The following is a 23,546-nucleotide window of genomic DNA, read 5'->3' on the forward strand; positions in this document are numbered from 1 at the left end:
AAGCACGCCTCCACTAGCCTTGATGGCCAGCGCAAGAACTGCAGATTTCACCGGTTGACGCGGATAAGTCAGAGTTGATTAGGCGTTGTCGCGAAGCGACGAGCCGGACCAACTACGTGCCCTTGAGGGTGGCCGAGGCGGGCGTCGCGCGCAGGGTGATGCGTGACCGACTTGCCGGTGGCAAGTCGCAGCGCGCATCACGGCTGGGCCATGGAAGGCCCAGCCAGGGTCACTTGGCGAGGTCCGGATGACCGAGCCTAGTGTAGTTGCCCCTATATCCCCGGACACGGCACCTAACTTCGTTGCTGCCGGCGGAACTCGCGTGGCGAGCGCCATTTGAGTGCCTTGTGCGGGTGATTTTCGTTGTAGTCGTCGAACCACGCGCCGATGCTTTGTAACACGCTCTGGGCATCCGGCTTCGGCTGCACGTCCACGTAGTCGCGCTTGAAGGTTTTGACGAAGGCTTCGGCCATGCCGTTGCTCTGTGGGCTGCGCACGGCTGTGCGGCAGGTGACCAACCCGATGTCCTGGGCGAAACGGCGGGTCTCGCGAGAGACGAAGGGCGATCCGTTGTCGGAGAGCCATTCGATCGGTGTCGGCAGCTGATCGATCAAACCGAAGCGCTGTTCTACGGCCTGGAGCATCAGGTCCTGCACCATCTGCTCGTCGACGCCCCGGGTGGTCGCCGCCCAGCTCATGGCTTCGCGGTCGCAACAGTCCAGCGAGAAGGCCACGCGGATCGGATCGCCGTTATCGCAGCGGAACTCAAAGCCGTCGGTGCACCAGCGCTGGTTGCTCGCCTCGGTCATGATCCGCCCATCGTGGACGGGGCCCGGCCGATAGCTTTCCGGCTCGGCGAAGAGCAGGTCATGGGCTTTCATGACCCGGTAAATGCGCTTGTGGTTGACCGGCGGCGCCCCGCTTTCCCGACGCCAGCGCTGCAGGCGCGCATGAATGCGGCGGTAGCCGTAGGTGGGCCGTCGCAGCAGCTCGACCTTGATCTCGGCCAGCACCGCTGTGTCATCCAATGCCCGCCTGCGCCGGCCATCCCGCCAGCCGGGCGGCCGGTGGAGCCGATCGTGGATATGCGAGCGCGCCACGCCCATGGCCGCGCACACCGCCGTCACCGGGAATCGTCGGGTGGCAGCAACGGCGAGCGCGATATGTACTTTTTTCTCTGGCCGACCTCGACGGCCTCTTTCAGGATCTCGGTCTCCAGCGTCTTCTTGCCCAGAAGCCGCTGCAGCTCCCGGATCTGCTTCTGCGCCTGGGCCAGCTCCGTGGCCGGCACGACCTGCTCACCGCTGCCCACCGATGTCAGGGCACCGTCGCGATGCAGCCGCCGCCAGCGGAACAGCTGGTTCGGTGCCACGCCGTTGCGCCGCGCAACGTAGGACACCGAAGTGCCCGGCTCGTAGGTTTCTTCCACCATCCGGACCTTCTCGGCCGGCGTCCAGCGTCGCCGCCGCTCCGGCCCCACCACATCCACATCTCGGTAATGACTAGTCTTATCCACGGTGTTTGTCCTATCACTTATCGGAACACTACACCGTGTCCGGAGATAGAAGGGGCCAGCTCACCTAGTGACTGCGGCGAACTTCGCGCTTCGAAGCACAAGAGCTATCCGGCACAAGCGTTACTGCCCAAACTGCCGCTGTCACTAAGCTCGACTCCTACCTACCTAAGTGACTCGGCCCAGACGTCCATGTCCGGGCGTTCACCCGCTGCGAAGCGCCACCGGCGCTTCGGTCGGGCTCACCCGCGCCGGTCGCGCGGCAACATCCGATAGCTCAGTAGCTATGAAGCGCGGACCCCCGAGCAGGAAGAGATCCCATTGCCACCCGATGCCTTAAACGAAGTCGAGGCGCAACCACCTCCGTGCGACTTGTGACCGTGGCCTCGCGTGAATCCGCGAGTCGACCGCCCCTCAGCCCGCCTCCGTCCAGAGACAATGCCCGGCCTTGTCTCGAATCTCTCCCAGACGCGCATCGTGATCGGCACGCTCAACTTCGCTGGCTTCGATGACCGGCAACGGCCCCGATCCGGCCTCGGCCACCAGGGCCTGCACGGCCGGCGGCAGCGTCGGGTGGGCGTGATCGCCGTCGGCGTGCAACGCCAGGCTTTCCTGGCCGCCGGTAAGCGCCAGATAGACCTCGGCGAGCAGCTGCGCGTCGAGCAGCGCGCCGTGCAGCTCGCGGTTGGAGTTGTCGACCATGTAGCGCTTGCACAGCGCGTCCAGGCTGTTCTTCTGCCCGGGATGCTTGCGTTTGGCCATCGCCCAGGTATCGGTGACCGTGCACAGTCCACCAATGCGCTCAGACAGGCCGGCCAGCGCCAGCTCGTGATCGAGGAAACCGACGTCGAAGTCCGCGTTGTGGATCAACAGTTCGTGACCACGCAGGAAATCGAGCAGTTCGGCGGCGCGCTCGGCGAAGCGCGGCTTGTCGGCGAGGAAGGCGCGTGAGATGCCATGCACGGCAAAAGCACCCTCGTCGATATCGCGCTCGGGGTTCAGATACCAATGCAATTGATCGACGACACGGCGCTGCTCCATGACGACGCAGCCGATCTCGATGATGCGATGGCCCTCGGAAGGCTCCAGGCCGGTGGTCTCGGTGTCGAGAACAATCTGCCGCTCACTCATGCCGACTTCCGGGACTGGGCGTCCTCAAGGCCTTGATTGGCCAGCGCATCCGCGCGCTCATTGCCGGGATCGCCGGCGTGGCCGCGCACCCAGCGCCAGTCGATCTGATGCTGCTGCGCGGCGGCGTCGAGTCGCTGCCAAAGCTCGCGGTTCTTCACGGGCTTGCCGTCGGACGTTTTCCAGCCGCGGCGACGCCAGTTCGCCATCCACTGCGTGATGCCGTTGCGCACATAGGTGGAGTCGGTATGCAGGGTGACACTGCAGGGCTCGCGCAGCGCCTCCAACGCACTGATGGCGGCCATCAGTTCCATGCGGTTGTTGGTGGTGTCGGCCTCGCCGCCGCTGAGCTCGCGCACGCGGCCGCCGTGGCGCAGCAGTGCGCCCCAGCCACCCGGCCCCGGGTTGCCGCGGCAGGCGCCGTCAGTATGAATCTCTACCGTCTTCAAGAGGTCTCGCGCTCCCAGCGCTTCCGGAAATTTCCGGCCACGACGCCACCCGGCGCCGCAGCAGGACGCAGTCGCTTCTGCGGCACGCGCTGCGGTGTTATGGGTGCCACGCGCTTGCGCGCCACGAGGGCATAGCAGTCCGCCAGCGGCACCATGGGCGCCCAGCGCGCCTGCCCGCGCCACGGCCATCCTGTGGCGAAGCCGAGTCGATTCTCGACCTCGAAGTCGAGCAGATCGAGCCAGTCCTGCAAGCGCCCCGGCCGCACCAGACCCGCGCCGCGAGGCAACGCCCGGCCGGACAAGCCGAGCAGGCGCGGCCAGGCGGCGACGCTCAGCGGCGATTGGCCGAGCACGACGAGCACGCCGCGATCATTGAGCACGCGCTCGGCTTCGCGCACCAGCCGGTGCGGCCGCGTCGAGAACTCTAGCGCAAAGGCGAGGATGACGGCGTCGCAGCTGTCACTGGCAAAGGGCAGCATGCACTCGTCCGCAACCAGATCGCCGTCGCTGCGGCTCCAGGGCGCACATGCCACGCGGCGCAAGGTGCCGGCACGCTCGCCGAGATTGCGCTGGCAGGCGCCGATCTGCAGGCACCAGCGGCCGAAGACATCGCCCAGCGCCTCGCTGAGCAGGGTCTCGGCGAGCGCCTCGATGCCCTCGCGCCGCTGGCTATGGCGCCACCGATGCCGCGCCTGAATGCGGTGCTGGGCAGGTGTATCCGCCGGCGAATTCATGACAGGGTTTGACCGGAAGGCAGGCATCGCTGAGCATCTTAGTATGAAAGATGCCATTCCACTCCCCGCCTTCACGGACAATTACATCTGGGCCTGGCACCGTGACGGCCACGCCGCGGTGGTCGATCCGGGCGACGCTGACGTCGTGCGCGCCTGGCTCGCCGCCGAGTGCGTGCAGCTGTCCGATATCCTGATCACCCACTGGCACCCCGACCATATAGGCGGTGTCGCCACTCTCGTCGCCGAGACCGGCGCACGCGTATGCGGGCCAGCCGCGGAAGCCGACCGCATCCCGCCCATGGATCGACAGCTGGCGGACGGCGACACGCTGGAGGTGCTCGGCGATGCCTTCCGCGTCATGGCGGTCCCCGGTCATACGCTGGGCCACATTGCATTCGTCGGTGACGACTGCGTCTTCTGTGGCGACACGCTCTTTCACATGGGATGCGGCCGGCTCTTCGAAGGCAGCCCGGAGCAGATGCAGCACTCCCTGGCGGCTCTGGCGTCGCTTGACGGCGACAGCCTTGTGTACTGCACGCACGAGTACACGCTGGCGAATCTGGACTTTGCGCGCCACGTTGAGCCGGAGAACCCGCGCCTGACGGCCATCGAGGAGGCCGCGCGCGCGGCCCGCGCCGAGCATCGCCCCACTCTGCCGACAACCATCGGTGAGCAGCGCGCGGCCAACCCCTTTCTGCGCAGCGAGGAGCCCGAGCTGGCCGAGGCGGTCTCGCGCCAGCTTGGCGAGAAGGTCGCGCCGGGCTTGCCTACCTTCAGCGCGCTGCGTGCCCTGAAGGATCAATACTGATGCGCGCCCTGCGTGGCGCGCTCGCCGCGACTGGTCTGCTACTAATATCCGCCGCTCAGGCCGGCGAGGTCAACGCTTGGGAGCGCTTCTGCGCGCAGACGGCGCTGACCTCTGAGACGACACCCGCTGTCGATGGCGCGGCGCAGGCTCTGGCGCGCTCGCCACTTCATTTCCGCGAGCTGATGATCCGCGGTGAGCCCTGGTTCTGGCCGATACTGCAGCAGACGCAGCAGCGCGGCATGCCGGCCGAGATTGCGTTGCTGCCGGCTATCGAGAGCGGCTTCCAGGCCCGCGCCGAGTCCCATCGCGCGGCTGCAGGGCTCTGGCAGCTCATACCGTCGACCGCCCGGCGTTTCGGGTTGCGCGTCGACGACGGCCTCGACCAGCGCCTCGACGTCGGGCACGCCACGCGCGCAGCGCTCGACTACCTGGAATATCTGCACGGCCGTTTCGGCGACTGGCCGCTGGCGCTGGCCGCCTACAACGCCGGAGAGGGCCGTATCGTCCGTGCCCTGCACGCCGTCGGGGCGAGCCCCGGTGCCAATGTGCGGCGAGAAGCACTGCAGTTGCCTCCCGAAACGACCCGGCACTATCGCCGACTGCTCGGGATGACCCGCGTGGTCTGCGCACCCGAGGCACACGGCGTGCGCCTGCCCACCCTGCCCGCGCGCTCCCTCATTCGCTTGGTGCACCTGGATCGGCCCGTGGATCTCGCCGAGATTGCCGCCATCGGACGGATGTCCCGGCAAGAGCTGGAAAGCATCAACCCGGCGCATTCCGAGCAGCCTTCCAGCGCGCCCCATCGCTTGTGGATTCCTGCCCATCAGGAGAGGAGACTGCGCGAGCATCTGAGCCAGACGGACGGACCGCAGCTCGTCGACTTCGGCGCCTACCGCGTGCGCCGTGGTGACACGCTTTCGCACATCGCGCTGCGCCACGGCACCAGCACGAGCCAGCTTCGCTCACTCAATGAACTGCCGGACAGCCGCATTCGCATCGGGATGGAGCTGCGCGTACCCCTCGCGAGCGGCGATGGCCGGCGCGAGCTGTAGGCCAATCCTGATAACTGCGCGCAATCGGCGGTCAGGCAAAGAAGCTTTGCTACACTCCCTGCGCTTGCGTTCCCGCACCGAAGGCATACCGGAAGTGACCCGAAGCCCCATCGCCGGCCTGTTGTCGCGGCTCATGCTGTCCTCCCTCCTCTGGCTGCCCCTTGCGGCATCCGGAAATAGCGACACGCGCGTCGAATTGGACCGCTCGCTCAACGAGGCCAAAAGCGCGCTTCTGGCGCAGGAAGCGGGGCTGCGGCAACAGGAAACCGCACTGCGCTACCCACCCCATGCGCGCACCAGCATCTATGTGGACAAGCGCTCCGGCGGCTTCATCCTGGAATCCCTGGAGGTACGCATCGACGGTCGCACCGTCGCCAGCCAGGACTACGGCCTGACCGAAGCCCGCGCTCTCGCCGACGGCGCGATGCAGCGCATTCTCCGTGTCGCCTTGCCGCGCGGCGATCACGAGATCAGCGTGCGCTACAACGCGCGCGCCCTCCGAGGCGGCGATGGCGAGCCGGTTTCCGGTGAGCTGCAGGGCCGCTTCGAGAAAGGTCCAGAGGCACTCGACGTCATCGTGCCGGTAGCCATCAGCCCACAGCCGATCGAGTATCGGCAGATCGCCCCCGATGCGCGCGGGGACGCCAGCGGCAAGCAAGGCATCGATCGTGTTGTCGCCGGCAGCGAGAAGGACCCTAGGCTCGGTCACGCCCGCTTCCTCAATGGCACCGGTAGCAACTTCGGCGCGCTCGTCGAGCTGCGCCAAGTCGACAGCGGCAGCGGCGACGCCGCCCTTCCGGAAAGCTTCGACTGGCTGCTTGCACGCAGCTACCTCAATTTCGGCATGCACGACGAGGCGCGCCGCGCCTACCGAAGGCTCGGCCAGCGCACGACCGACCGCGAACGCTTGAATGCAGCGCTGCTCGACCTCGCAGAGTTCGAGTACGAGCGCGGCTACGTTTTCGAGGCTGTCGAGCGTCTGCGCGACCTCCGCAACCAAATCGCACCGGAGCAGATGACCCGCTGGCAGGACATCACCAGCCGCGTGCTGTTGGCGCAGGGGCGCTACGGCGAAGCTGCGGATGTGCTGCGCGAGCGCGCTGATCGCAGCGATCACAGCGTTTTCATGCGCTACAACCTCGGCGTCGCGCTACTCAACGACGGGCAGCTCAATGAGGGACGCAGCACGCTGGATGCCATTTCTCGGACGCGCATCAACGACGACGCCGAGCGCGCGTTACGCGACCGCGCCAACACAGTCCTGGGCTACCACTTCCTGCGCGCCGAGCAGGGCGGCACGGCGCGCCCTCTGTTCTCGCGTGTACGCACCGAAGGCCCCTTCTCGAACCGCGCCCTGCTCGGCATGGGATGGGCGGAGCTGGCGCCGCGCGGAAGCCGGCAGGATCGACAGACGCTGGTTGAGGACGAGGACTCGGAAGGCTTCCGAGACGTCGCATCACTAGGCGTTCTTATTCGCCCGGGCTTTTTCGAGGCCGATATCTACGAGCGGCTGGCCAACCGCCCCTTCCGGCGGGACAACCTTGGCGAAAGCGAAGAAGAGTCCTTGCTGCGTGCGCTCGTCGTGTGGAACGAGTTGGTCAAGCGCGACCCCATGGATGCCGCTGTCCAGGAAGGCATGCTGGCGATCCCCTACGCCCTCGACCGCCTCGGCGACTACGAGCAGGCCATGCAGCGCTACCAGAAGGCCATCGACGTCTTTGAGGAAGCGCGCAAGCGCATCGATCAGGGCATTCGCTCGGTCGAAGGCGCGCTCATGCTGAACACCATCGTGCGGCGCGATGCCTCTGCGCAGTCCGGTTACAACTGGCGGCTGCTCGATCTTCCCGATCTTCCCGAAACCTATTGGCTGAATCGCCTGCTGGCCGAGCATCGCTTCCAGGAACAGCTGAAGAACTTCCGCGATGCGCGCCTGCTGGCGCAACGCGTGGAGGCGATCCGGAACCAGGTTGACGACATCTTCATGGCAGCGTCTGCACTGCCGGCGCCGCCGGACAGCGAGATACTCAGCGGCGGCTACAGCATGCTCGATCGTCGCGACCTGCCCGCTCTGCGCCTGCGCAGCGACATGCGCCTGCGTATGCGTGACGTCCGGGACCCCGCTGAAGCAGCGCCCGTGCACATCCCGCTGCGGGCTGCCGCGCCACCACTAAACTTCGATGGACGCCGTGAAGCCTATGCACGCGCAGCGTCCGATCTTGCGCCGGCACAACAGCGCCTGGAGCGCATCGCCCGTGAGCAAAGCGAGGCCGTACGCGCCATGGCCATCGAAGAGCTCGAGGAGCAACGCGAAGTGCTGGAACGCTATCTGCTCGAAGCCCGTTTCGCCGTAGCCCGTCTCTACGACCGGCGCCTGCGCGACGACCGGAACCCGAATCCATGATGCGAAAGTCGTTATATCGCCTGTTCCCAGTTCCCGCAATCTTCCTCGCCGCTTGCGGCGGATACGGCGGCGGCGCCGAGCGCGAGCCACAGACCATTCGTGACCTCGAGCGACAGGAAGCACCGCAGGAGCGCGATATCCGTGTAGAGGAATCGCAGGCGGTCGAGGCGAATCCAGAACTGGCGCTCGAGAATTATCGCGAGCTTCTCGAACTGTCAGGCGACGAAACGACGCGTGCGGAAGCGCAGCGTCGGATGGCGGATCTCCAGCTGATGATGGAGGACACCGATCCGGACGCACAATCCGATCGGCGTGTGCGTGAGGCCATAGCGCTCTACCGCAATCTGCTCGACCAACGTCCGAACGATCCGGGCAATGATCGAGTGCGCTATCAGTTGGCCCGGGCGCTGCAGAACGTTGGAGAAATCGATGCCGCGATCACGACTCTGCGCGATCTGATCGAGAAGCATCCCGACAGCCCTTACGCCGCCGACGGCCGCTTCCGCCGCGCCGAACTGCTCTTTTCAAGCCGCCGCCACGCGGAAGCCGCCGAGGAGTACGAGGCGGTCATCAGCCTCGCCGGGCAGACGCCTTTCTTCGAGGTGAGCCAATACAAATACGCCTGGACGCTCTACAACCTGGGACGCCACGAGGATGCCCTGGAGGTCATCTTCAGCATCCTCGACCGCGAACTTCCCGATGGCGAGCCGCACGAGCCTGCGGCAACTCTGGCCGAGGTGCCGCAGGCTCAGCGCGATCTGGTGCGCGACGTGCTTCGTCTGAGCAGCCTCTCGCTGAGCGCCATGGGTGGCGGCGAGGCCGCCAACGAAGTCATGGCCAGTCGTGAGGAGCCACGCTTCTATCCGCTGATCTACGCCGCGCTCGGCGAGTTCCTCCTCGACCGTGAGCGCTACACGGATGCGGCCGATGCTTACGCTGCGTTCATCGCGCGTTATTCGCAGCACGAGCTGGCACCCGAGTTCCAGGTGGATGTCGTTGACAGCTACCGTGCCGGCGGCTTCGAAGCGTTGCGCCTGGCCGAGCAGGAGCGCTATATCAACACCTACGATCCGGCCGCCGACTACTGGGGCGATAACGCTGCCAGCGAGGGCGTCGTCGCCACGCTGCGCGACTATCTCGACGATCTCTCCAGCTACTACCACGCCCGCGCCCAGGAATCCACGCGTGACGCCGAATGGCCCGCTCCGAAGGAGGATTTCCTGACCGCAGCCGGCTGGTATCAGCGCACCCTCGACATCTTTCCGGACGCCGAGGATGCCCCCGAGGTGCACTTCCTGATGGCGGAGACATTGCTCGCCGGCGGCGAGACCGTGGCCGCAGCCGAAGCCTTCCACGCCAGCGCCTATGACTATCCGTCGCACGAGCGCAGCGGTGAAGCCGGTCACGCCGCAGTGCTCGCCTACTACGAGGCCGTAGAGGCGATCGGAGAAGGCGATCGGACCCAGGCACTGCGCCGCGCAGTAAGCGAAGCGACCCGCTTCGCCGAAGGCTTCCCCGAGCATCCGCAACGGCTGCCGGTTCTGACACGCGCGGCAGAGGATCTCTACCGCATCGCTGATTACGAGAACGCGATCAGCGTCGCCTCGCGTGTTCTCAACGAGACCGGGGTCCCGACCAAACTTCTGCGCAGCGCGCTCACCGTCCGGGCCGACGCCGAATTCACCCTGGAACGCTTCACCGCAGCAGAAAGCTCCTACATCGATCTCCTGGGCATGCTGAGCGAGACTTCCGGTGAAGAGCGCACGCGTGTCGCAGACCAGCTCGCGCTCAGCATCTTCAGGCAGGGCGAGGCACTGGAAACGGAGGGCGACAAGCGCGCAGCGGTCGCCCAATACCTGCGCATCGGCCAGATCACACCCGACGCCGAGATCCGCCCCAACGCAGAGTACGACGCAGCCGTGCTGCTCGCCGAACTCGAGGACTGGGAAGGCGCAGCACGTGTGCTGGAAGGCTTCCAGTCGCGCTACCCGGAGCACGAACTCGCGCCGGACGCCGACAAGCGTCTGGCCACCGCCTATGAGGCTTCCGGGCAGCCGGCGCGCGCGGCCAACGCCTACGCCCGTATCGCAGGACGAGCGGGTGAAAGCCCGGAAGTCCGCGAAGAAGCCGCCTGGAAGGCCGCCTTGCTCTTCGATGACGCCGGGCAATCCGGAAGAGCGGTTGCGGCCTACGAAAACTACATGGGGGCCCCACAGCGTCAGAGCGCGCGTGCCACACGCGCGCTGCGCCGCCTCATTGCACTGACTGAGGGGCGTGACCCGGCTGCCCACCGGCGTTGGCTGCAACGCGCTGCGGGCGCTTCCGGCAACACTGCCGAAGCGCAGCTATTGGCAGCCGAATCACGCTTGGCGCTGGGACGGGCCGCAGCCGAAGAAGCACGACAACTCCAACTCAGCCAGCCGTTGCGAGACAGCATTGCCGCGCGCCAGGAAAAGGTTCGCGAAGCACGCGACCATCTGGATCGCGCCGCGAGTTTCGGCTTCGAATCGGTGACCCCTGCAGCCACGCTGGCGCTGGCACGGGTCTACCAGGACTTTGCCGAAGCGCTGCTGGTGGCCGACCCGCCCTCCGGGCTCAGCGGTATCGAGCGCGACGAGTACACGCTACTGCTAGAGGATCAGGCCTTCCCGCTTGAGGAGCAGGCCATTTCGCTGCACGAAGCCAACCTTCGCCGCATACCCGAGGGAGCTTGGAATGCCGATATCCGGGCATCCTGGCGTGCCCTGGAGGAGTTGGTGCCTGCCCGTTATGGCGAGGAGCCTATCCTGGAGGATCACTATGACGCGCTGCGCTAAGGGACTCACCATCGCCCTGTTGGCGATGGGCGTGGCAGCTTGCGGTACCGGACCGAAGCGTGGGCCAGCGCCGGAGCCGGCCGACGATATGGTTCCCGCCGAGCCGATCGACCGTGGTCCCTCCCCGGAGGGTGACGCTCCGGAAACCGTCGAGTCACGCTATGACGAAGCTATCGGCTTCCTGCGCAGCGGGCGCAACGACGCGGCCCGACGCGCCCTTGAATCCTTGATGCAGGAGCTGCCTGAAGCGTCCGGACCGCCTACCAACCTCGGCATCCTGCAGGCACGCGAAGGGCGGCACACTCAGGCACAGGCGCTGCTCGAGGAAGCCATCCGGCGCAATCCGGACAATCTGGTGGCACGCAACTGGCTCGCCCACAGCCACCGCGAGAACCGCCGCCCCGAGAGTGCCGAGCAGGTCTGGCTGCGCGCCCTGGAGCGCGCGCCTGATTACACCGCCGCGCATATCAACCTCGGGCGCCTCTACGAGGAGGTTCTTGCTGACCTCCCGGCCGCTATCCGACACTATCGCGCTGCTTTCGAAAGCAGTAACGGCGAGGCGCTTCGCGTCCTGCCCTGGATAGCGCAACTGGAAGAACGCCTACAAGAAGGTAGGCGATCCAAGGACGCGCCGGCAGGCGCAGACGCGCAGAATGCGTCGGATACCGCCTCCGCAAACGAGGAACCGTGATGCAACCACGAATCCACCAACTGCTGAGCGCCGCCTTGGCCTCGATGCTGCTGGCTGCGACCGCCTTCGCGCAGAATGAAGGCCCCGCCCTCGACACCAGCGCCGGCGAGTTCGAGCCTCCGTCCGACAGCGGGGCCGAACCAGCCGTCGATACGCCCCCCCAAGGCAGCGGTGGCTCAAGCATCATCGGCGATAACGAATCCCCGATCGGCCTGTACATCATTCCATGGCGCGCGTCTTCGCCGACCCCCCAGCTCGACCGCCCTGCCCGCTTCGTGGATGCCGCGCAGGAGGCCGTTGATGAGAAACAGTTCCGCCGCTTCGTGGAGTACCACGAGGCGCTGAGCCGGCACCGCGCCGCGCAACGGCGTAACGAGACCGCGCAACCGTGACGCGCCACCCCCTCTTCGTATTCACAATTCCGGTGAGAGCAGACATCACATGAGCACCATTCTCGAATTCCTGGGTCGCGGCGGGCCCTTCATGTATCCAATCGGTATCGTGCTGATACTCGGGCTTTCCATCACCATCGAGCGCTGGATCTTTCTGACCCGCGCACAGCGTGAGAACCGCCGGATGTGGAAAGAATTGCAGGCGAAGGTCGACGCTGGGCAGGTCGAGCAAGCCAGTGAGCTGGCCGCCAGTTCGGACAGCGCGGTAGGCAAAGTGCTCGCGCTGGGCCTCGCACGCGCCCACGGACGCACATCCCGGCAGGACATGGAAAGCGCGATGGAGGAGTCGCTACTCGAAGTGACACCGTTGCTGGAGAAGCGCACGCACTATCTCGCCACCTTCGCCAATATCGCGACCCTGCTCGGGCTGCTCGGAACGATTATCGGCTTGATCCGGGGCTTCTCGGCCGTGGCCAATGTCGATCCGGCGGAGAAGGCCAACCTTCTGTCAGCCTCCATTTCCATCGCGATGAACACCACCGCATTCGGTCTGATGGTGGCGATCCCGCTACTGCTGCTGCACACCTTCCTGACGACGAAGACCAATGACCTCATCGACAGCCTGGAAATGGCTTCGGTGAAGTTTGTCAACGCCTTGTCGCACCGTCACGGATGATATCGAGGCTGCACAGGCGCCGGCGCTCGCCGACGTCGGAGCTGCAGATCACCGCCTTCATGAATCTGATGGTGGTGCTCGTGCCGTTCCTGCTGATCACTGCCGTCTTTTCGCAGATGGCAGTGCTTGAGCTCGCGTTGCCGGAACCCGCCAGCGAGGAAGCCGATACGCCACCGCCGGATCCGGGGCTGCGTATCGAGATCCGCGAGGCCGCAGTGGTCGTGCTCGACGGCGGCGGTCCATTGCAGCGCATCGACCGACTCGACGACGGCAGCGTCGACACCGAAGCACTCGCCACACTGCTCGCGGAGATCAAGAGCCGCATGCCCGAAGAGGAGAGCATCACGCTGCTGCTCGAGCCCCGCGTCCCCTACGAGGACCTGGTTCGCGTCATGGATGCGGTTCGCATCGATCCCGAAGACCCTGAGCAAGCCATGTTCCCTGACATCGCCATCGGCGAAGCGCGCCACGAGGATCCGGCGTGAGAAACAGCACGAGCTTTCGGGGCAAGCGCCTGGAGCGAAGAGCCAGTGAGCAGCGGCGCGGCGGCACGCTGAACCTCGTGTCGCTGATGGATATCTTCACGATCCTCGTCTTCTTCCTGCTTGTGAACTCGGCGGCCGTCGAGGTTCTGCCCACCCCGCAGGCGATGACCCTGCCCAACTCAAGCGCAGAAGAGCGCGGACGTGAAGTCCCGGTGGTCATGGTCACGCGCGAACAGGTGCTGCTGCAGCATGCCGGTCGCACACTGTCGGTCGCGCGACTCGACGAACTCAATGAGGGCGACAAGGGCGCCTTGCCCGCTCTGCGCGTGGCGCTACAGCGCGAAGTCGAGTTGCTACCCATTGAGAACGATACCGAGCGCCGCACCCGCGGCGAGCTCAACCTCATGGCGGACAAGGGCACACCCTTCGCGACGCTCAAGCGCGTGATGCAGACAGCTACTGAAGCCGACTTCGCCAACATCTCGCTCACGGTCCTGCAATCGCAGGGCGGCGGCCAGGGGGGATCGTGAAGCTATACGGCATCACTAGCGAACTCGCGCCCTATGCCGAAGCTGCCGATCGCCGCTTTCGGCGCGTGCTGCTCGCGCTCAGTCTGCCTTTCCTCATCCTGTCGATCGTCATTCCCTTTCTGCAGATCCCGAATCTCGACGACAACGAGGGCGAGGACGACACACAGCGTTTCGCCCGTCTGCTTGAGCAGGAGGAGCCGGTCCCTGAGGAGGAACCGACGGAGGTCGTCGAAGCGGAAGAGCCTGAACCGGAACCTGAGCCGGAACCCGAACCGGAACCGGAACCTGAGCCGGAGCCGGAGCCGGAGCCGGAGCCGGAACCCGAGCAAGCCACCGAGCCCGAGCCGGACCCGCGCGAAGAAGTGCGTCGGCGTTTTGCGAGCGACTTCGAGGGGCTCGACGATCTGCGCGACGACAGTCTGGCCAACTCGGAGCAACCACTGCGTAGCAGCGAGGATGTGCTGCGAGCTGAGGACAGCGGCATCCGCGGTGGGGCCGTTGCCGATTCGGCGCGCGAGCGCTCGGAAGGTGCCAGCGGCGCGCGTACCGCGCGTGCCGGCAATACCGAGCTGGGCGATCGTGAGCGCACGCAGGTCGACCGCCGCGTGTCCTCCAACCAACCGCGCGCGAGCAGCAGCGCAGGCGGCCAACGGCGCGCAGCGGGCCGCAGCATGAATGAGATTGAGCTGGTCTTTGACCGCAACAAGGGTAGCTTCTACACCCTTTACAGCCGGGCGCTGCGCCAGGATCCCGGGCTGCGCGGCAAGGTCACGCTGCGCCTGACCATCGCCCCGAATGGCAGCGTCACGAACGTAGAGATCATCGACAGCCAGCTCAACAATCCCGGGCTGGAGAGCCGCATCCTGACACGCGTACGGACGCTGAATTTCGGCGCCAAGGATGTGGGCACGGTGACGGTGACCTATCCGATGTACTTCATGCCGAGCTGAGCCGCGAAGCGATCCGCGGGGCCGGCCGGCCACAATTTCAGGGAGACAACAGGCATGGCATTTCTGCAGGGCAAGACGGCACTCATTACGGGCTTCGCGAGCGAGCGCTCCATTGCCGCCGGCATTGCACGCGCGATGCGGCGCGAAGGTGCGGAGTTGATCTTCAGCTACCAGGGCGAGAAGCTCGCTCCCCGCGTTACCGAGTTCGCCGCCAGCCTGGGCAGCGACAGCGTCCATCCCCTCGACGTTAGCAGCGATGACGATATCGAGGCACTGGCCGCGGCCATCAAGGAGCGGCACGGCGGCCTGGACATCGTCGTGCATTCCATCGGCTTCGCGCCGCGCGATGAGCTGCAGGGACGCTTCGTGGACAACGTCACGCGGCAGGGTTTCGGCGTCGCTCAGGACATCTCGGCCTACAGCTTTGCGGCACTGGCGCGCGCGCTGCTGCCTCTGATGCAGGGACGCCAGGGCGCGCTGCTGACCTTGAGTTATCTCGGCGCCGAGCGCGCGGTACCGCGCTACAACGTCATGGGCCCCGCCAAGGCCTCGCTGGAATCCACCATGCGCTATCTGGCTGCCGATCTGGGGCCGGAGGGCATCCGCGTCAACGCCATCTCGGCGGGCCCGATCAAGACGCTGGCCGCAGCCGGCATCAGCGGCTTCCGCAGCATGCTCTCCAAGGCCGAAGGCATGTCGGCACTGAAGCACAACGTCAGTGCCGACGAAGTCGGCAACGTCGCCGCCTTCCTCTGCTCGGACCTCGCTTCAGGTATCACCGGCGAAGTCACCTATGTCGACGCTGGCTTCCGCATGATGGGCTTTACCGAGAGCGGCGGCGAGGAGAAGTAGCCAACGGGCCTGATCCACAGATTGCATAGATCAAAAGGATTATCCTTTTGTGCACGCAGACGATGTCGGCGCACAACCACCGAAGGGCAACGCTAATGCTGATTGACTTCCTGGCTCGGTGAGCAAGGCTTCTGAATCTGAAGCTGTGATGTTTTCTTGGCTCTCAAGCGCTCTGACCAGAGGTTCCGGAATAGGGTGACTCGCCTTCAGCCCGCGCGATGATGACCGCACCGCAGGTATCGCTGTAGACGTTGACCGAAGTGCGCATCATGTCGAGGACACGATCCACCGCCAGGATCAAACCGACACCTTCCAGCGGCAAGCCCACTGCGCCTAGAATCATGGCGATGGCGACCAGGCTGGCCGAGGGCACGCCGGCCACCCCCACCGAAGTGAGCAGTGCCAGCAGCACGACCAGCGCCTGGCTGATCAGGCTCAGTTCCAGGCCGTAGGCCTGCGCGATAAAGAGCACCGCCGCGCACTCGTAGAGCGCTGTGCCGTTCATGTTCACAGTCGCGCCCAGCGGCAGCACGAAGCCGGCCGTGGTGGAGGAGACACCCGCTCGACGCTGGACGCAGTCCAGTGATACCGGCAGCGTCGCAGCCGAGGAACTGGTCGAGAAAGCGGTGAGCAGTGCCGGGATCATCGCGCGCAAATGCATCAGACCGCCGACTCCGCTAAGTACGCGCAGCAGCGCGGGCAACACGATCAACAAATGAATGAGCAGAGCGCCGGCAACGCACGCGAAGAAGAGGATCAGCGGCCCGAAGGCGCCCCATCCGGTTCGGGCTACCGTCGCGCCAACCAGCGCGAACACGCCTATCGGCGCGAAGCGCATGACCAGGTCGGTGATGCCCAGCATGACTTCGTAGGTACCCTGCCAGAAGCGTTGCTGCGCGGCGCGGAGTTCGGAGCCAAGCCGGGTTGCGAAGTAGCCGAAAAGCAGGCTGAAGACGATGATCCCGAGCATCTGATTCTCGACAGCCGCTTCGACGATATTGGGCGGGAACATACGCAGGAAGATGTCGGCCATATCGCCTGTCGCAGCGCCCTCGACCTGCTCGGCCACGCGCTCGGTGCCGGCGTCGAGACCGAGCACATCCCCCGCCGGCTGGCCGTCAATCACGCCGGGACGTAGCAGGTTCACCAGCGTCAGCCCGACCAGCACAGCCATCAAAGTCGACAGACCGATCCACCCCAGCAGCCGTAGCCCCATCCGACCTACTGCGCTCGCAGCGGGAAGGTTGAGCATCGCCTGCATCATCGAGGCCGCGATAAGCGGCACGATAAGCATGCGCAGCGCGTTGAGGAAAAGCTCGCCGAGAAAGTCAGCAACCGTTAGAAACGTCGCGTTCCCAGCGAGCAGCCATCCCGCCAGCACCGCGGCCACTAGCGCTGCAGCGATCTGCCAATGCAGGGCGGGAAGTCGGCGGAGCATGGCCGATCAGCCGGGCTGGGCGCGCGCGATCAGCGCTGCGCGCCCTCCGGTTCGGGAAGATCATCTGCGCTGTGCTGGCGCTCCACGGTCACGGCCTCGGCAATATGGTTTTCCACGCCGGCGAACTCGGCCCCCGCCACGCGACCACGCAGGCGGCGCGCAAGCCCTTCGTCGATACCTTCGGCTTCACCGTCATGAACCGCACGCAGCCGTAGCACGCCGATACCGTCATCACCCGGATCCACGCGGCGGGCGACCACACCGTCGGCCTGCGCCGGACGCGGCATCGCGAAAACCGCGCTCAGGATTCGGCCCTGCCATGCCCCGCTGCCTCGTGTCACGTCTTCTGCGGTGCGCAGCTCGAGCGACTCTTCCTCGGCAAGCGCGGAGAGTTCGACACCCTCGCGCAGACCCTCCAGCATTCGCTCGGCAACCTCGATGGCGCGCTCGCGCGCGCGCTCGCGCCGCAGCCGAGACGCCACATCCTCGCGCACCTCTTCGAAATCGCGCACACGCGCTTCCTGATACTCGGCCTGCCGGATGACGACGACGCGACCCGGTGCAAGCTCGATGGGACGCGAGTTCTCGCCAGCGCGCAGCGATTCGCTGAAAGCGGCTTCGGCGACTTCCGGATGCGCGAGCAGAGCCTCCTCGCTCCCGCGGGGAAGCCACTCCGTTGTCTGCACCTCGAGGCCGGCTGCCTCGGCCGCAGGCTCAAGCGAAGCCGCCTGCTCGAAACTGATCTGCTCGACAGTCTCGTAGATCTCTCGGAAAACCACATCGGCTTCGCGCTCACGGTAGATGCGCAGCAAGCGCTCCTGCACCTCCTCGTCCTCAAAACCGCGCGTACGGGATTCCTCGATCTCGTCGACCTGAATGAGATGCCAGCCGAACTCGCTTTCCACCGGATCGCTCACGGCCCCTTCATCGAGTGCGAAAGCCGCTTCCTCGAAGCCGGGCACCATATCGCCACGCTCAACCCAGCCCAGGCTACCGCCCTCTTCGGCCGATCCCGGATCGTCGGACAGCTCAGCCGCGACTTCGCCGAAGTCAGCGCCATCGGCGATGCGCTGAGCGGCTTCTTCCAGCTTCGCGCGCGCACCCTCGCCTTCCACGAGGATGTGGCGTACGCGCCGGCGCTCCGGCTCGGAGAAACGGCTCTCGGCTTCCGCCTCGTAGATGCGTCGCAGCACGCTCTCTTCGGGCATCGCCTGCTCGCTGGCAAGATTCTCGCGATCGATCTCCAGGTAGGCGAGTCGCACGCGCTCCGGAACTTGCCAGCGGTCGCGCTCGGCCTCGTAGGCTTCGCGCACGGCGGCTTCCTCGGGCTCGGATTCGCCGAGATAACGCGATACCGGCACGCGCACATAATCGAAATCACGACGCTGGCTGCGCAGCGCGCCCACGCGCTCGGCCTCCTTCGGCACCACGAAAGCGGAACTCACCACGGCATTGCGCAACTGCTCAGCACGCAAGCCTTCTCGCAGCTGCCGCTCGTAGCGCTGCGGGTCCATGCCCTGCTGTGCCAATAGCTGGCGATAGCGCTCGCTGGAAAAGCGGCCGTCCTGTTGGAAGGCGGGCACACTCTTCAGGAAGTCGACGACGGCCTGATCGCTGGTGCGCCAGCCCTGCCGCTCGGCATACTGCAAGCGCGCCTTCTCCTGAATCATGCTCTCCAGCACACCTTCGCGCAGCGCGCCTTGATCGAGCTGACTGACGTCGAAATCCTCGCCCAGCATCCGGATCAGCCGCTGATAGCGCTGGTTGTAGGCGTTGCGGAACTCCCGCATCGTGATTTCTTCATCGCCCACGGTCGCGATCTCCGGATCCGGATTACCGGTCGCGAACTGCTCGATGCCGAAAAAAGCGAAGGGAATGATCAACAAGCCGACGATGAACCAGGCCACCAGGCCGGACGTTCGATCACGCAGTGACTGCAGCATGGATTCTCTCTAGGCAGAACGCGGCACGCGCATCATTGGACGCTGCCGCGGGAAACTCGAAGCCAGAAACAACAAAGGCGCCACAGATGCGGCGCCCTTGCAGGAATTGGCGGAGCGGACGGGACTCGAACCCGCGACCTCCGGCGTGACAGGCCGGCATTCTAACCGACTGAACTACCGCTCCGCGTTAACCCAGGAATCGGGGCTTGGTGGGTGCTGACGGGATCGAACCGCCGACATTCGCCTTGTAAGGGCGACGCTCTACCAGCTGAGCTAAGCACCCCTTACAGGCAGCCCCGATAAGACGCTTAGTTTACAGCGTCCTTGAGCGCTTTGCCAGCCTTGAAGGCCGGAGTTTTGCTTGCCTTGATCTTCAGCGTGGCACCCGTCTTCGGGTTGCGGCCAGTGCGGGCAGCGCGCTCGCGCACTTCGAACGTACCGAAGCCGACAAGCGAAACCTTGTCGCCCTTCTTCATCGCCTTGGTCAAGGATTCGATCGTCGCGTCAACCGCGCGCCCGGCATCAGCCTTGGAAAGATCCGCACTCGCGGCAACCGCGTCAATCAGTTCCGACTTATTCATCTTGAAAGATCCCCTCGATGGTCTTGGTAGTCAAAAAAAGCACAGCCTGTGACTCGCGAATGGCGGGCCCGTGGAGGCGTGCGAAACGGCACAGCTGTTATCGCACGCGGCCTGCTGGACCGTCAACGCCATGGCGAAGGATCATGCCAAAAAAATGACGACCGCGCTGCCGCATGGTGTCGGTAGATGGGCGACACGCGCATCGGGTTCCGCGCTTGCAGCCATCGCTTGCCCGTGCCGCAACATCTAATGGGCGCGCGCCGCGTCTGCCGCAGCCGGCGAGTCGGCCGCCGGAGCACCCTCGGCAAGTGGCTCTGGAACGCGTTCCAGAGCCACCGCAATGACCTCGTCGATCCAGCGCACCGGCCGGATGTCGAGCGAGCCCTTGATGTTGTCGGGGATCTCGGCGAGATCCTTCTCGTTCTCCTGCGGGATCAACACGGTCTGGATGCCGCCACGGTGCGCGGCGAGCAGCTTCTCTTTGAGACCGCCGATGGGCAGCACCTCACCGCGCAGCGTGATCTCACCCGTCATGGCGACGTCGGCGCGCACCGGAATGCGTGTCAGCGCGGAGACTAGCGCCGTGCACATACCGACACCGGCGCTTGGGCCGTCCTTGGGGGTCGCTCCCTCGGGCACGTGCACGTGCACATCATTGTTGGTGTAAAAATCCGACGGGATGCCGAGTGCCGGCGCACGGCCGCGCACGACAGTGAGCGCCGCCTGTACCGACTCCTGCATGACGTTGCCCAGGCTGCCGGTTTGCGTGAGCTTGCCCTTGCCCGGTGACAGCGCTGCCTCGATGGTCAGCAGCTCGCCGCCCACCTCGGTCCAGGCCAGCCCCGTAACCTGGCCGATCGCATTCTTCTCTTCGGCGAGGCCGTAGCGGAACTGGCGCACGCCGAGATACTTGTCGATGTTCTTCTCGGTCACGCGCACACGCTTCTTCTGCGTGCTCGAAAGCAGCTCCTTGACGACCTTGCGCGCGATCTTGCTGACCTCGCGTTCCAGATTGCGCACACCGGCCTCACGGGTGTAGTGGCGCACGATGGCGCGCAGCGCGCCGTCCGTGACGGCCAGCTCGCCCTCGTGCAGGCCGTTGGACTCGATCTGCTTGGGCAGCAGATAGGTCCTGGCGATATTGACCTTCTCGTCCTCGGTATAACCGGGGATGCGGATGACCTCCATGCGGTCGAGCAGCGCCGGCGGGATATTCAGCGTATTGGCGGTGCAGATGAACATCACGTCCGAGAGGTCGATGTCGACCTCTAGATAGTGATCGTTGAAGGTGCTGTTCTGCTCGGGGTCCAGCACCTCCAGCAGCGCCGAGCTGGGATCGCCGCGGAAGTCCATGGCCATCTTGTCGACCTCGTCGAGCAGGAAGAGCGGATTCTTCTTGCCGGTCTTGGCGAGGTTCTGCACGATCTTGCCGGGCAGCGACCCGATGTAGGTGCGGCGGTGGCCGCGGATCTCGGCTTCGTCGCGCACGCCACCCAGGCTCATGCGCGTGAACTTGCGGTTGACCGCTTCGGCCACTGAACGGCCCAACGAGGTCTTGCCCACGCCAGGCGGCCCGACGAGGCACAGGATGGGGCCTTTGAGCTTCTTGACGCGGCTCTGCACGGCCAGATACTCGATGATGCGCTCCTTGACCTTCTCAAGGCCGTAGTGGTCGCGGTCGAGGATCTCCTGAGCCTTGTCCAGGTCGATGCGCGTGCGGCTGCGCTTCTTCCAGGGCACCTGCACCAGCCAGTCCAGGTAGTTACGCACGACGGTGGCCTCGGCCGACATCGGCGACATCATCTTCAGCTTGTTGTACTCGGCCAGCGCCTTGGTCTTGACGGCCTTGGGCATGCCGGCCTTTTCGATCTTGTTACCCAGCTCCTCCAACTCGTTGGAGCCATCCTCACCCTCGCCCAGCTCCTTCTGGATCGCCTTCATCTGCTCGTTGAGGTAGTACTCGCGCTGGGACTTCTCCATCTGTGACTTGACCCGTCCGCGGATCTTTTTCTCGATCTGCAGCGTGTCGATCTCGCCCTCCAGCGCGGCGAGCACATGCTCGAGCCGGGCATGCGCGCCGCCGACCTCGAGCACGGCCTGCTTGTCCTCGAGCTTGAGATTCAGATGCGCGGCAATGGTGTCGGCCAGTCGGCCGGGCTGATCCATGGCGCTCAGCGAGGGCAGCAGCTCGGCCGGCACCTTCTTGTTCAATTTGATGTACTGCTCGAAGAGCGCCACCGTCGAGCGCATCAGCGCGTCGGTTTCGCGCCCCTCGCTGGCACTGTCATCCTCGTCGAGCAGCTCGATATCGGCCTGCAGATAGTCGCCTCCCGCGCCGAGTTCCTGGATGCGCGCGCGCTGCGCGCCCTCGACCAGCACCTTCACGGTGCCGTCGGGGAGCTTCAGCATCTGCAGCACGCTGGCCAGAGTGCCGACCTCGTAGAGGTCCTCGGCGCCCGGGTCGTCCTTGTCGGCTGTGCGCTGAGCCACCAGCAGGATGCGCTTGTCATCCTGCATGGCCGCCGACAGCGCGGCGATGGACTTCTCGCGCCCGACGAAGAGCGGGATCGCCATGTGCGGATAGACCACCACGTCGCGCAGTGGCAGGACGGGGGTGTTGGATTCTTGGCTGCTGCTCATGACCGCATTACCTCGTCATCAAAACGAAGACGGCGCCCCAAGGGCGCCGTCAGTGGAGCTCCGTCGCTGTAGATCGGGGCGGAAGCGGGCATTTTCAAGTGCCCGCCTACCCCGCCCGTCAGGCGCTGGACTTGACGTCGCGCTGGGCGTCGTTGTTCTCGTAAACGATATAGGGCTTGGACTCGCCCCGCACGACCGCGTCGTCGACCACCACCTTGGAGACGTTCTCCATACTTGGCAGGTCGTACATCACGTCGAGCAGGATCTTCTCCAGGATCGTACGCAGACCGCGCGCGCCGGTGCCTCGCTCGCGCGCATTCTTGGCGATGGCGCTCAGCGCCTCGTCGCGGAATTCCAGCTCGACATTCTCCATCTCGAAGAGCTTGCTGTACTGCTTGACGAGCGCGTTCTTCGGCTCGCGCAGGATGGTCACCAGCGCCTCTTCGTCCAGCTCCTCGAGCACCGCCGCTACCGGCAGACGGCCGACGAATTCCGGAATCAGCCCATAGCTGACCAGATCCTCCGGCTCGACACCGCGCAGCAGCGAGGTGTCGCGTCCTTCCACGGCGCTGCGCACATGTGCCCCGAAGCCGATGCCGGCGCGCTCGGTGCGGTTCTGAACGACCCGCTCCAGGCCCGAGAAGGCACCGCCGCAGATGAAGAGGATGCCGGAGGTATCGACCTGCAGGAATTCCTGCTGCGGATGCTTGCGGCCACCCTGCGGCGGGATGCTGGCGGTGGTGCCTTCGATCAGCTTGAGCAGCGCCTGCTGCACGCCTTCGCCCGATACATCGCGAGTAATGGAGGGGTTCTCGGCCTTGCGCGAGATCTTGTCGATCTCGTCGATGTAGATGATCCCGCGCTGCGCCTTGTCGACGTCGTAGTCGCACTTTTGCAGCAGTCGCTGAATGATGTTCTCGACGTCTTCACCGACATAGCCCGCCTCGGTCAGCGTGGTCGCATCAGCGATGGCGAAGGGCACATCCAGCAGCCGCGCCAGGGTCTCGGCCAGCAAGGTCTTGCCCGATCCGGTCGGGCCGATCAGCAGGATGTTCGACTTCGAGAGTTCGATCTCGTCCTTGTCGTCCTTGCTGTTCAGACGCTTGTAATGGTTGTAGACCGCGACCGAGAGAATCTTCTTGGCCTGCTCCTGGCCGATGACGTACTCGTCCAGCACGGAGCGGATCTCCTGCGGCTTGGGCAGGCCGGCATGCTGCGGCCGCGCCTGCACCTCCTCGCGGATGATGTCGTTGCACAGATCGACACACTCGTCGCAGATGTACACCGACGGGCCCGCAATGAGCTTGCGCACTTCGTGCTCGCTCTTACCGCAGAAGGAGCAGTAGAGCACCCGGCCGTTGGCGGTTCCGCGATTGTCGTTGCTCATGATTAACCTCTGACTGCCCGATCCCGGGCTAATTCCATTATTAGCATGCCGCTACCGCCTTGCAAAACCCGTGCACATAC

At 65.2% G+C, this 23,546-nt stretch carries 20 protein-coding genes and 2 tRNA genes; 11 read left to right on the forward strand and 11 right to left on the reverse strand.

Annotated features, from left to right (window positions below; translation table 11 throughout):
- Positions 1 to 293: 293 nt before the first annotated feature.
- The 4 genes from U743_RS07720 to U743_RS07740 all read right to left on the reverse strand — a co-directional run bounded on the left by U743_RS07720 (position 294) and on the right by U743_RS07740 (position 3,824).
- A protein-coding gene (locus U743_RS07720; protein ID WP_408607396.1) for an IS3 family transposase occupies positions 294 to 1,432 on the reverse strand; the annotation gives its coding sequence in 2 pieces (ribosomal slippage) (positions 294 to 1,177 and positions 1,177 to 1,432; 1,140 coding nt in all).
- Positions 1,433 to 1,927: 495 nt separating this feature from the next.
- Complete coding sequence (gene dnaQ / locus U743_RS07730; protein ID WP_043767059.1) at positions 1,928 to 2,644, reverse strand: DNA polymerase III subunit epsilon; 717 nt, start codon at positions 2,642 to 2,644, stop codon at positions 1,928 to 1,930.
- Positions 2,641 to 3,090 carry a ribonuclease HI gene (gene rnhA / locus U743_RS07735; RefSeq protein WP_043767062.1) on the reverse strand — a complete coding sequence of 150 codons (450 nt, stop codon included), beginning with the start codon at positions 3,088 to 3,090 and terminating at the stop codon, positions 2,641 to 2,643. Before rnhA ends, dnaQ begins: the two co-directional genes overlap by 4 nt.
- Positions 3,087 to 3,824, reverse strand: a complete 738-nt coding sequence (locus U743_RS07740) for a class I SAM-dependent methyltransferase (RefSeq protein WP_052367699.1) — start codon at positions 3,822 to 3,824, stop codon at positions 3,087 to 3,089. Before U743_RS07740 ends, rnhA begins: the two co-directional genes overlap by 4 nt.
- 43 nt (positions 3,825 to 3,867) lie before the next feature.
- Between U743_RS07740 and gloB the strand changes: the two genes are divergently transcribed.
- The 11 genes from gloB to U743_RS07795 all read left to right on the forward strand — a co-directional run bounded on the left by gloB (position 3,868) and on the right by U743_RS07795 (position 15,477).
- The gene (gene gloB / locus U743_RS07745; protein WP_043767065.1) at positions 3,868 to 4,632 is read left to right on the forward strand and encodes a hydroxyacylglutathione hydrolase; all 765 of its coding nucleotides are present in this window, start codon (positions 3,868 to 3,870) and stop codon (positions 4,630 to 4,632) included.
- The gene (locus U743_RS07750; RefSeq protein WP_052367700.1) at positions 4,632 to 5,684 is read left to right on the forward strand and encodes a transglycosylase SLT domain-containing protein; all 1,053 of its coding nucleotides are present in this window, start codon (positions 4,632 to 4,634) and stop codon (positions 5,682 to 5,684) included. Before gloB ends, U743_RS07750 begins: the two co-directional genes overlap by 1 nt.
- A 94-nt stretch (positions 5,685 to 5,778) precedes the next feature.
- A complete protein-coding gene (locus tag U743_RS07755) occupies positions 5,779 to 8,085 on the forward strand; it encodes a tetratricopeptide repeat protein (protein ID WP_156966369.1) in 2,307 nt (768 codons plus the stop codon).
- Complete coding sequence (locus tag U743_RS07760) at positions 8,082 to 10,901, forward strand: tetratricopeptide repeat protein (RefSeq protein ID WP_052367702.1); 2,820 nt, start codon at positions 8,082 to 8,084, stop codon at positions 10,899 to 10,901. The genes U743_RS07755 and U743_RS07760 overlap by 4 nt, the downstream gene beginning before the upstream one ends.
- Positions 10,885 to 11,592, forward strand: a complete 708-nt coding sequence (locus U743_RS18045; protein ID WP_052367704.1) for a tetratricopeptide repeat protein — start codon at positions 10,885 to 10,887, stop codon at positions 11,590 to 11,592. Before U743_RS07760 ends, U743_RS18045 begins: the two co-directional genes overlap by 17 nt.
- A gap of 35 nt (positions 11,593 to 11,627) precedes the next feature.
- Complete coding sequence (locus U743_RS07770; RefSeq protein ID WP_156966371.1) at positions 11,628 to 11,984, forward strand: hypothetical protein; 357 nt, start codon at positions 11,628 to 11,630, stop codon at positions 11,982 to 11,984.
- A 49-nt stretch (positions 11,985 to 12,033) separates the two neighbouring features.
- Positions 12,034 to 12,660 (forward strand): MotA/TolQ/ExbB proton channel family protein, encoded by a 627-nt coding sequence (locus U743_RS07775; RefSeq protein WP_043767072.1) that lies wholly within the window; start codon positions 12,034 to 12,036, stop codon positions 12,658 to 12,660.
- Positions 12,657 to 13,145 (forward strand): ExbD/TolR family protein, encoded by a 489-nt coding sequence (locus U743_RS07780; RefSeq protein ID WP_052367705.1) that lies wholly within the window; start codon positions 12,657 to 12,659, stop codon positions 13,143 to 13,145. The genes U743_RS07775 and U743_RS07780 overlap by 4 nt, the downstream gene beginning before the upstream one ends.
- Entirely contained in the window at positions 13,142 to 13,675 is a 534-nt protein-coding gene (locus tag U743_RS07785; RefSeq protein WP_043767075.1) for a biopolymer transporter ExbD, read from the forward strand. The genes U743_RS07780 and U743_RS07785 overlap by 4 nt, the downstream gene beginning before the upstream one ends.
- Positions 13,672 to 14,625: an AgmX/PglI C-terminal domain-containing protein gene (locus U743_RS19060; RefSeq protein WP_043767078.1), complete on the forward strand. Its 954-nt coding sequence runs from the start codon at positions 13,672 to 13,674 to the stop codon at positions 14,623 to 14,625. Before U743_RS07785 ends, U743_RS19060 begins: the two co-directional genes overlap by 4 nt.
- A gap of 54 nt (positions 14,626 to 14,679) precedes the next feature.
- On the forward strand, positions 14,680 to 15,477 hold the full coding sequence (locus tag U743_RS07795) for an enoyl-ACP reductase FabI (protein ID WP_043767080.1): 798 nt from the start codon (positions 14,680 to 14,682) through the stop codon (positions 15,475 to 15,477).
- Between the two features lie 163 nt (positions 15,478 to 15,640).
- Here the strand turns inward: U743_RS07795 and U743_RS07800 are convergent, their stop codons facing one another.
- The 7 genes from U743_RS07800 to clpX form a co-directional block, all read right to left on the reverse strand.
- Entirely contained in the window at positions 15,641 to 16,915 is a 1,275-nt protein-coding gene (locus U743_RS07800; protein ID WP_043767083.1) for a dicarboxylate/amino acid:cation symporter, read from the reverse strand.
- Positions 16,916 to 16,944: 29 nt separating this feature from the next.
- Entirely contained in the window at positions 16,945 to 18,858 is a 1,914-nt protein-coding gene (locus U743_RS07805; protein ID WP_052367707.1) for a SurA N-terminal domain-containing protein, read from the reverse strand.
- A 107-nt stretch (positions 18,859 to 18,965) separates the two neighbouring features.
- A tRNA-Asp gene (locus U743_RS07810) sits at positions 18,966 to 19,042 on the reverse strand.
- Between the two features lie 23 nt (positions 19,043 to 19,065).
- Positions 19,066 to 19,141: transfer RNA gene (locus U743_RS07815), tRNA-Val, on the reverse strand.
- 25 nt (positions 19,142 to 19,166) lie between these two features.
- Positions 19,167 to 19,439, reverse strand: a complete 273-nt coding sequence (locus U743_RS07820) for an HU family DNA-binding protein (RefSeq protein WP_043767085.1) — start codon at positions 19,437 to 19,439, stop codon at positions 19,167 to 19,169.
- A gap of 246 nt (positions 19,440 to 19,685) precedes the next feature.
- Positions 19,686 to 22,079: an endopeptidase La gene (gene lon, locus U743_RS07825; protein ID WP_043767088.1), complete on the reverse strand. Its 2,394-nt coding sequence runs from the start codon at positions 22,077 to 22,079 to the stop codon at positions 19,686 to 19,688.
- A gap of 118 nt (positions 22,080 to 22,197) precedes the next feature.
- Positions 22,198 to 23,466, reverse strand: a complete 1,269-nt coding sequence (gene clpX / locus U743_RS07830; protein ID WP_043767090.1) for an ATP-dependent Clp protease ATP-binding subunit ClpX — start codon at positions 23,464 to 23,466, stop codon at positions 22,198 to 22,200.
- Positions 23,467 to 23,546: the final 80 nt, after the last annotated feature.

The organism is Algiphilus aromaticivorans DG1253, assembly GCF_000733765.1.
In the GTDB taxonomy this organism is placed as follows: domain Bacteria; phylum Pseudomonadota; class Gammaproteobacteria; order Nevskiales; family Nevskiaceae; genus Algiphilus; species Algiphilus aromaticivorans.

Bases quoted from the DNA above. Each gene is read 5' to 3' on its own strand.
- dnaQ (WP_043767059.1), bottom strand. From the start codon at position 2,644: ATGAGTGAGCGGCAGATTGTTCTCGACACCGAGACCACCGGCCTGGAG.
- U743_RS07740 (WP_052367699.1), bottom strand. From the start codon at position 3,824: ATGAATTCGCCGGCGGATACACCTGCCCAGCACCGCATTCAGGCGCGG.
- gloB (WP_043767065.1), top strand. From the start codon at position 3,868: ATGAAAGATGCCATTCCACTCCCCGCCTTCACGGACAATTACATCTGG.
- U743_RS07750 (WP_052367700.1), top strand. From the start codon at position 4,632: ATGCGCGCCCTGCGTGGCGCGCTCGCCGCGACTGGTCTGCTACTAATA.
- U743_RS07760 (WP_052367702.1), top strand. From the start codon at position 8,082: ATGATGCGAAAGTCGTTATATCGCCTGTTCCCAGTTCCCGCAATCTTC.
- U743_RS18045 (WP_052367704.1), top strand. From the start codon at position 10,885: ATGACGCGCTGCGCTAAGGGACTCACCATCGCCCTGTTGGCGATGGGC.
- U743_RS07775 (WP_043767072.1), top strand. From the start codon at position 12,034: ATGAGCACCATTCTCGAATTCCTGGGTCGCGGCGGGCCCTTCATGTAT.
- U743_RS07780 (WP_052367705.1), top strand. From the start codon at position 12,657: ATGATATCGAGGCTGCACAGGCGCCGGCGCTCGCCGACGTCGGAGCTG.
- U743_RS07795 (WP_043767080.1), top strand. From the start codon at position 14,680: ATGGCATTTCTGCAGGGCAAGACGGCACTCATTACGGGCTTCGCGAGC.
- U743_RS07800 (WP_043767083.1), bottom strand. From the start codon at position 16,915: ATGCTCCGCCGACTTCCCGCCCTGCATTGGCAGATCGCTGCAGCGCTA.
- U743_RS07805 (WP_052367707.1), bottom strand. From the start codon at position 18,858: ATGCTGCAGTCACTGCGTGATCGAACGTCCGGCCTGGTGGCCTGGTTC.
- U743_RS07820 (WP_043767085.1), bottom strand. From the start codon at position 19,439: ATGAATAAGTCGGAACTGATTGACGCGGTTGCCGCGAGTGCGGATCTT.
- lon (WP_043767088.1), bottom strand. From the start codon at position 22,079: ATGAGCAGCAGCCAAGAATCCAACACCCCCGTCCTGCCACTGCGCGAC.
- clpX (WP_043767090.1), bottom strand. From the start codon at position 23,466: ATGAGCAACGACAATCGCGGAACCGCCAACGGCCGGGTGCTCTACTGC.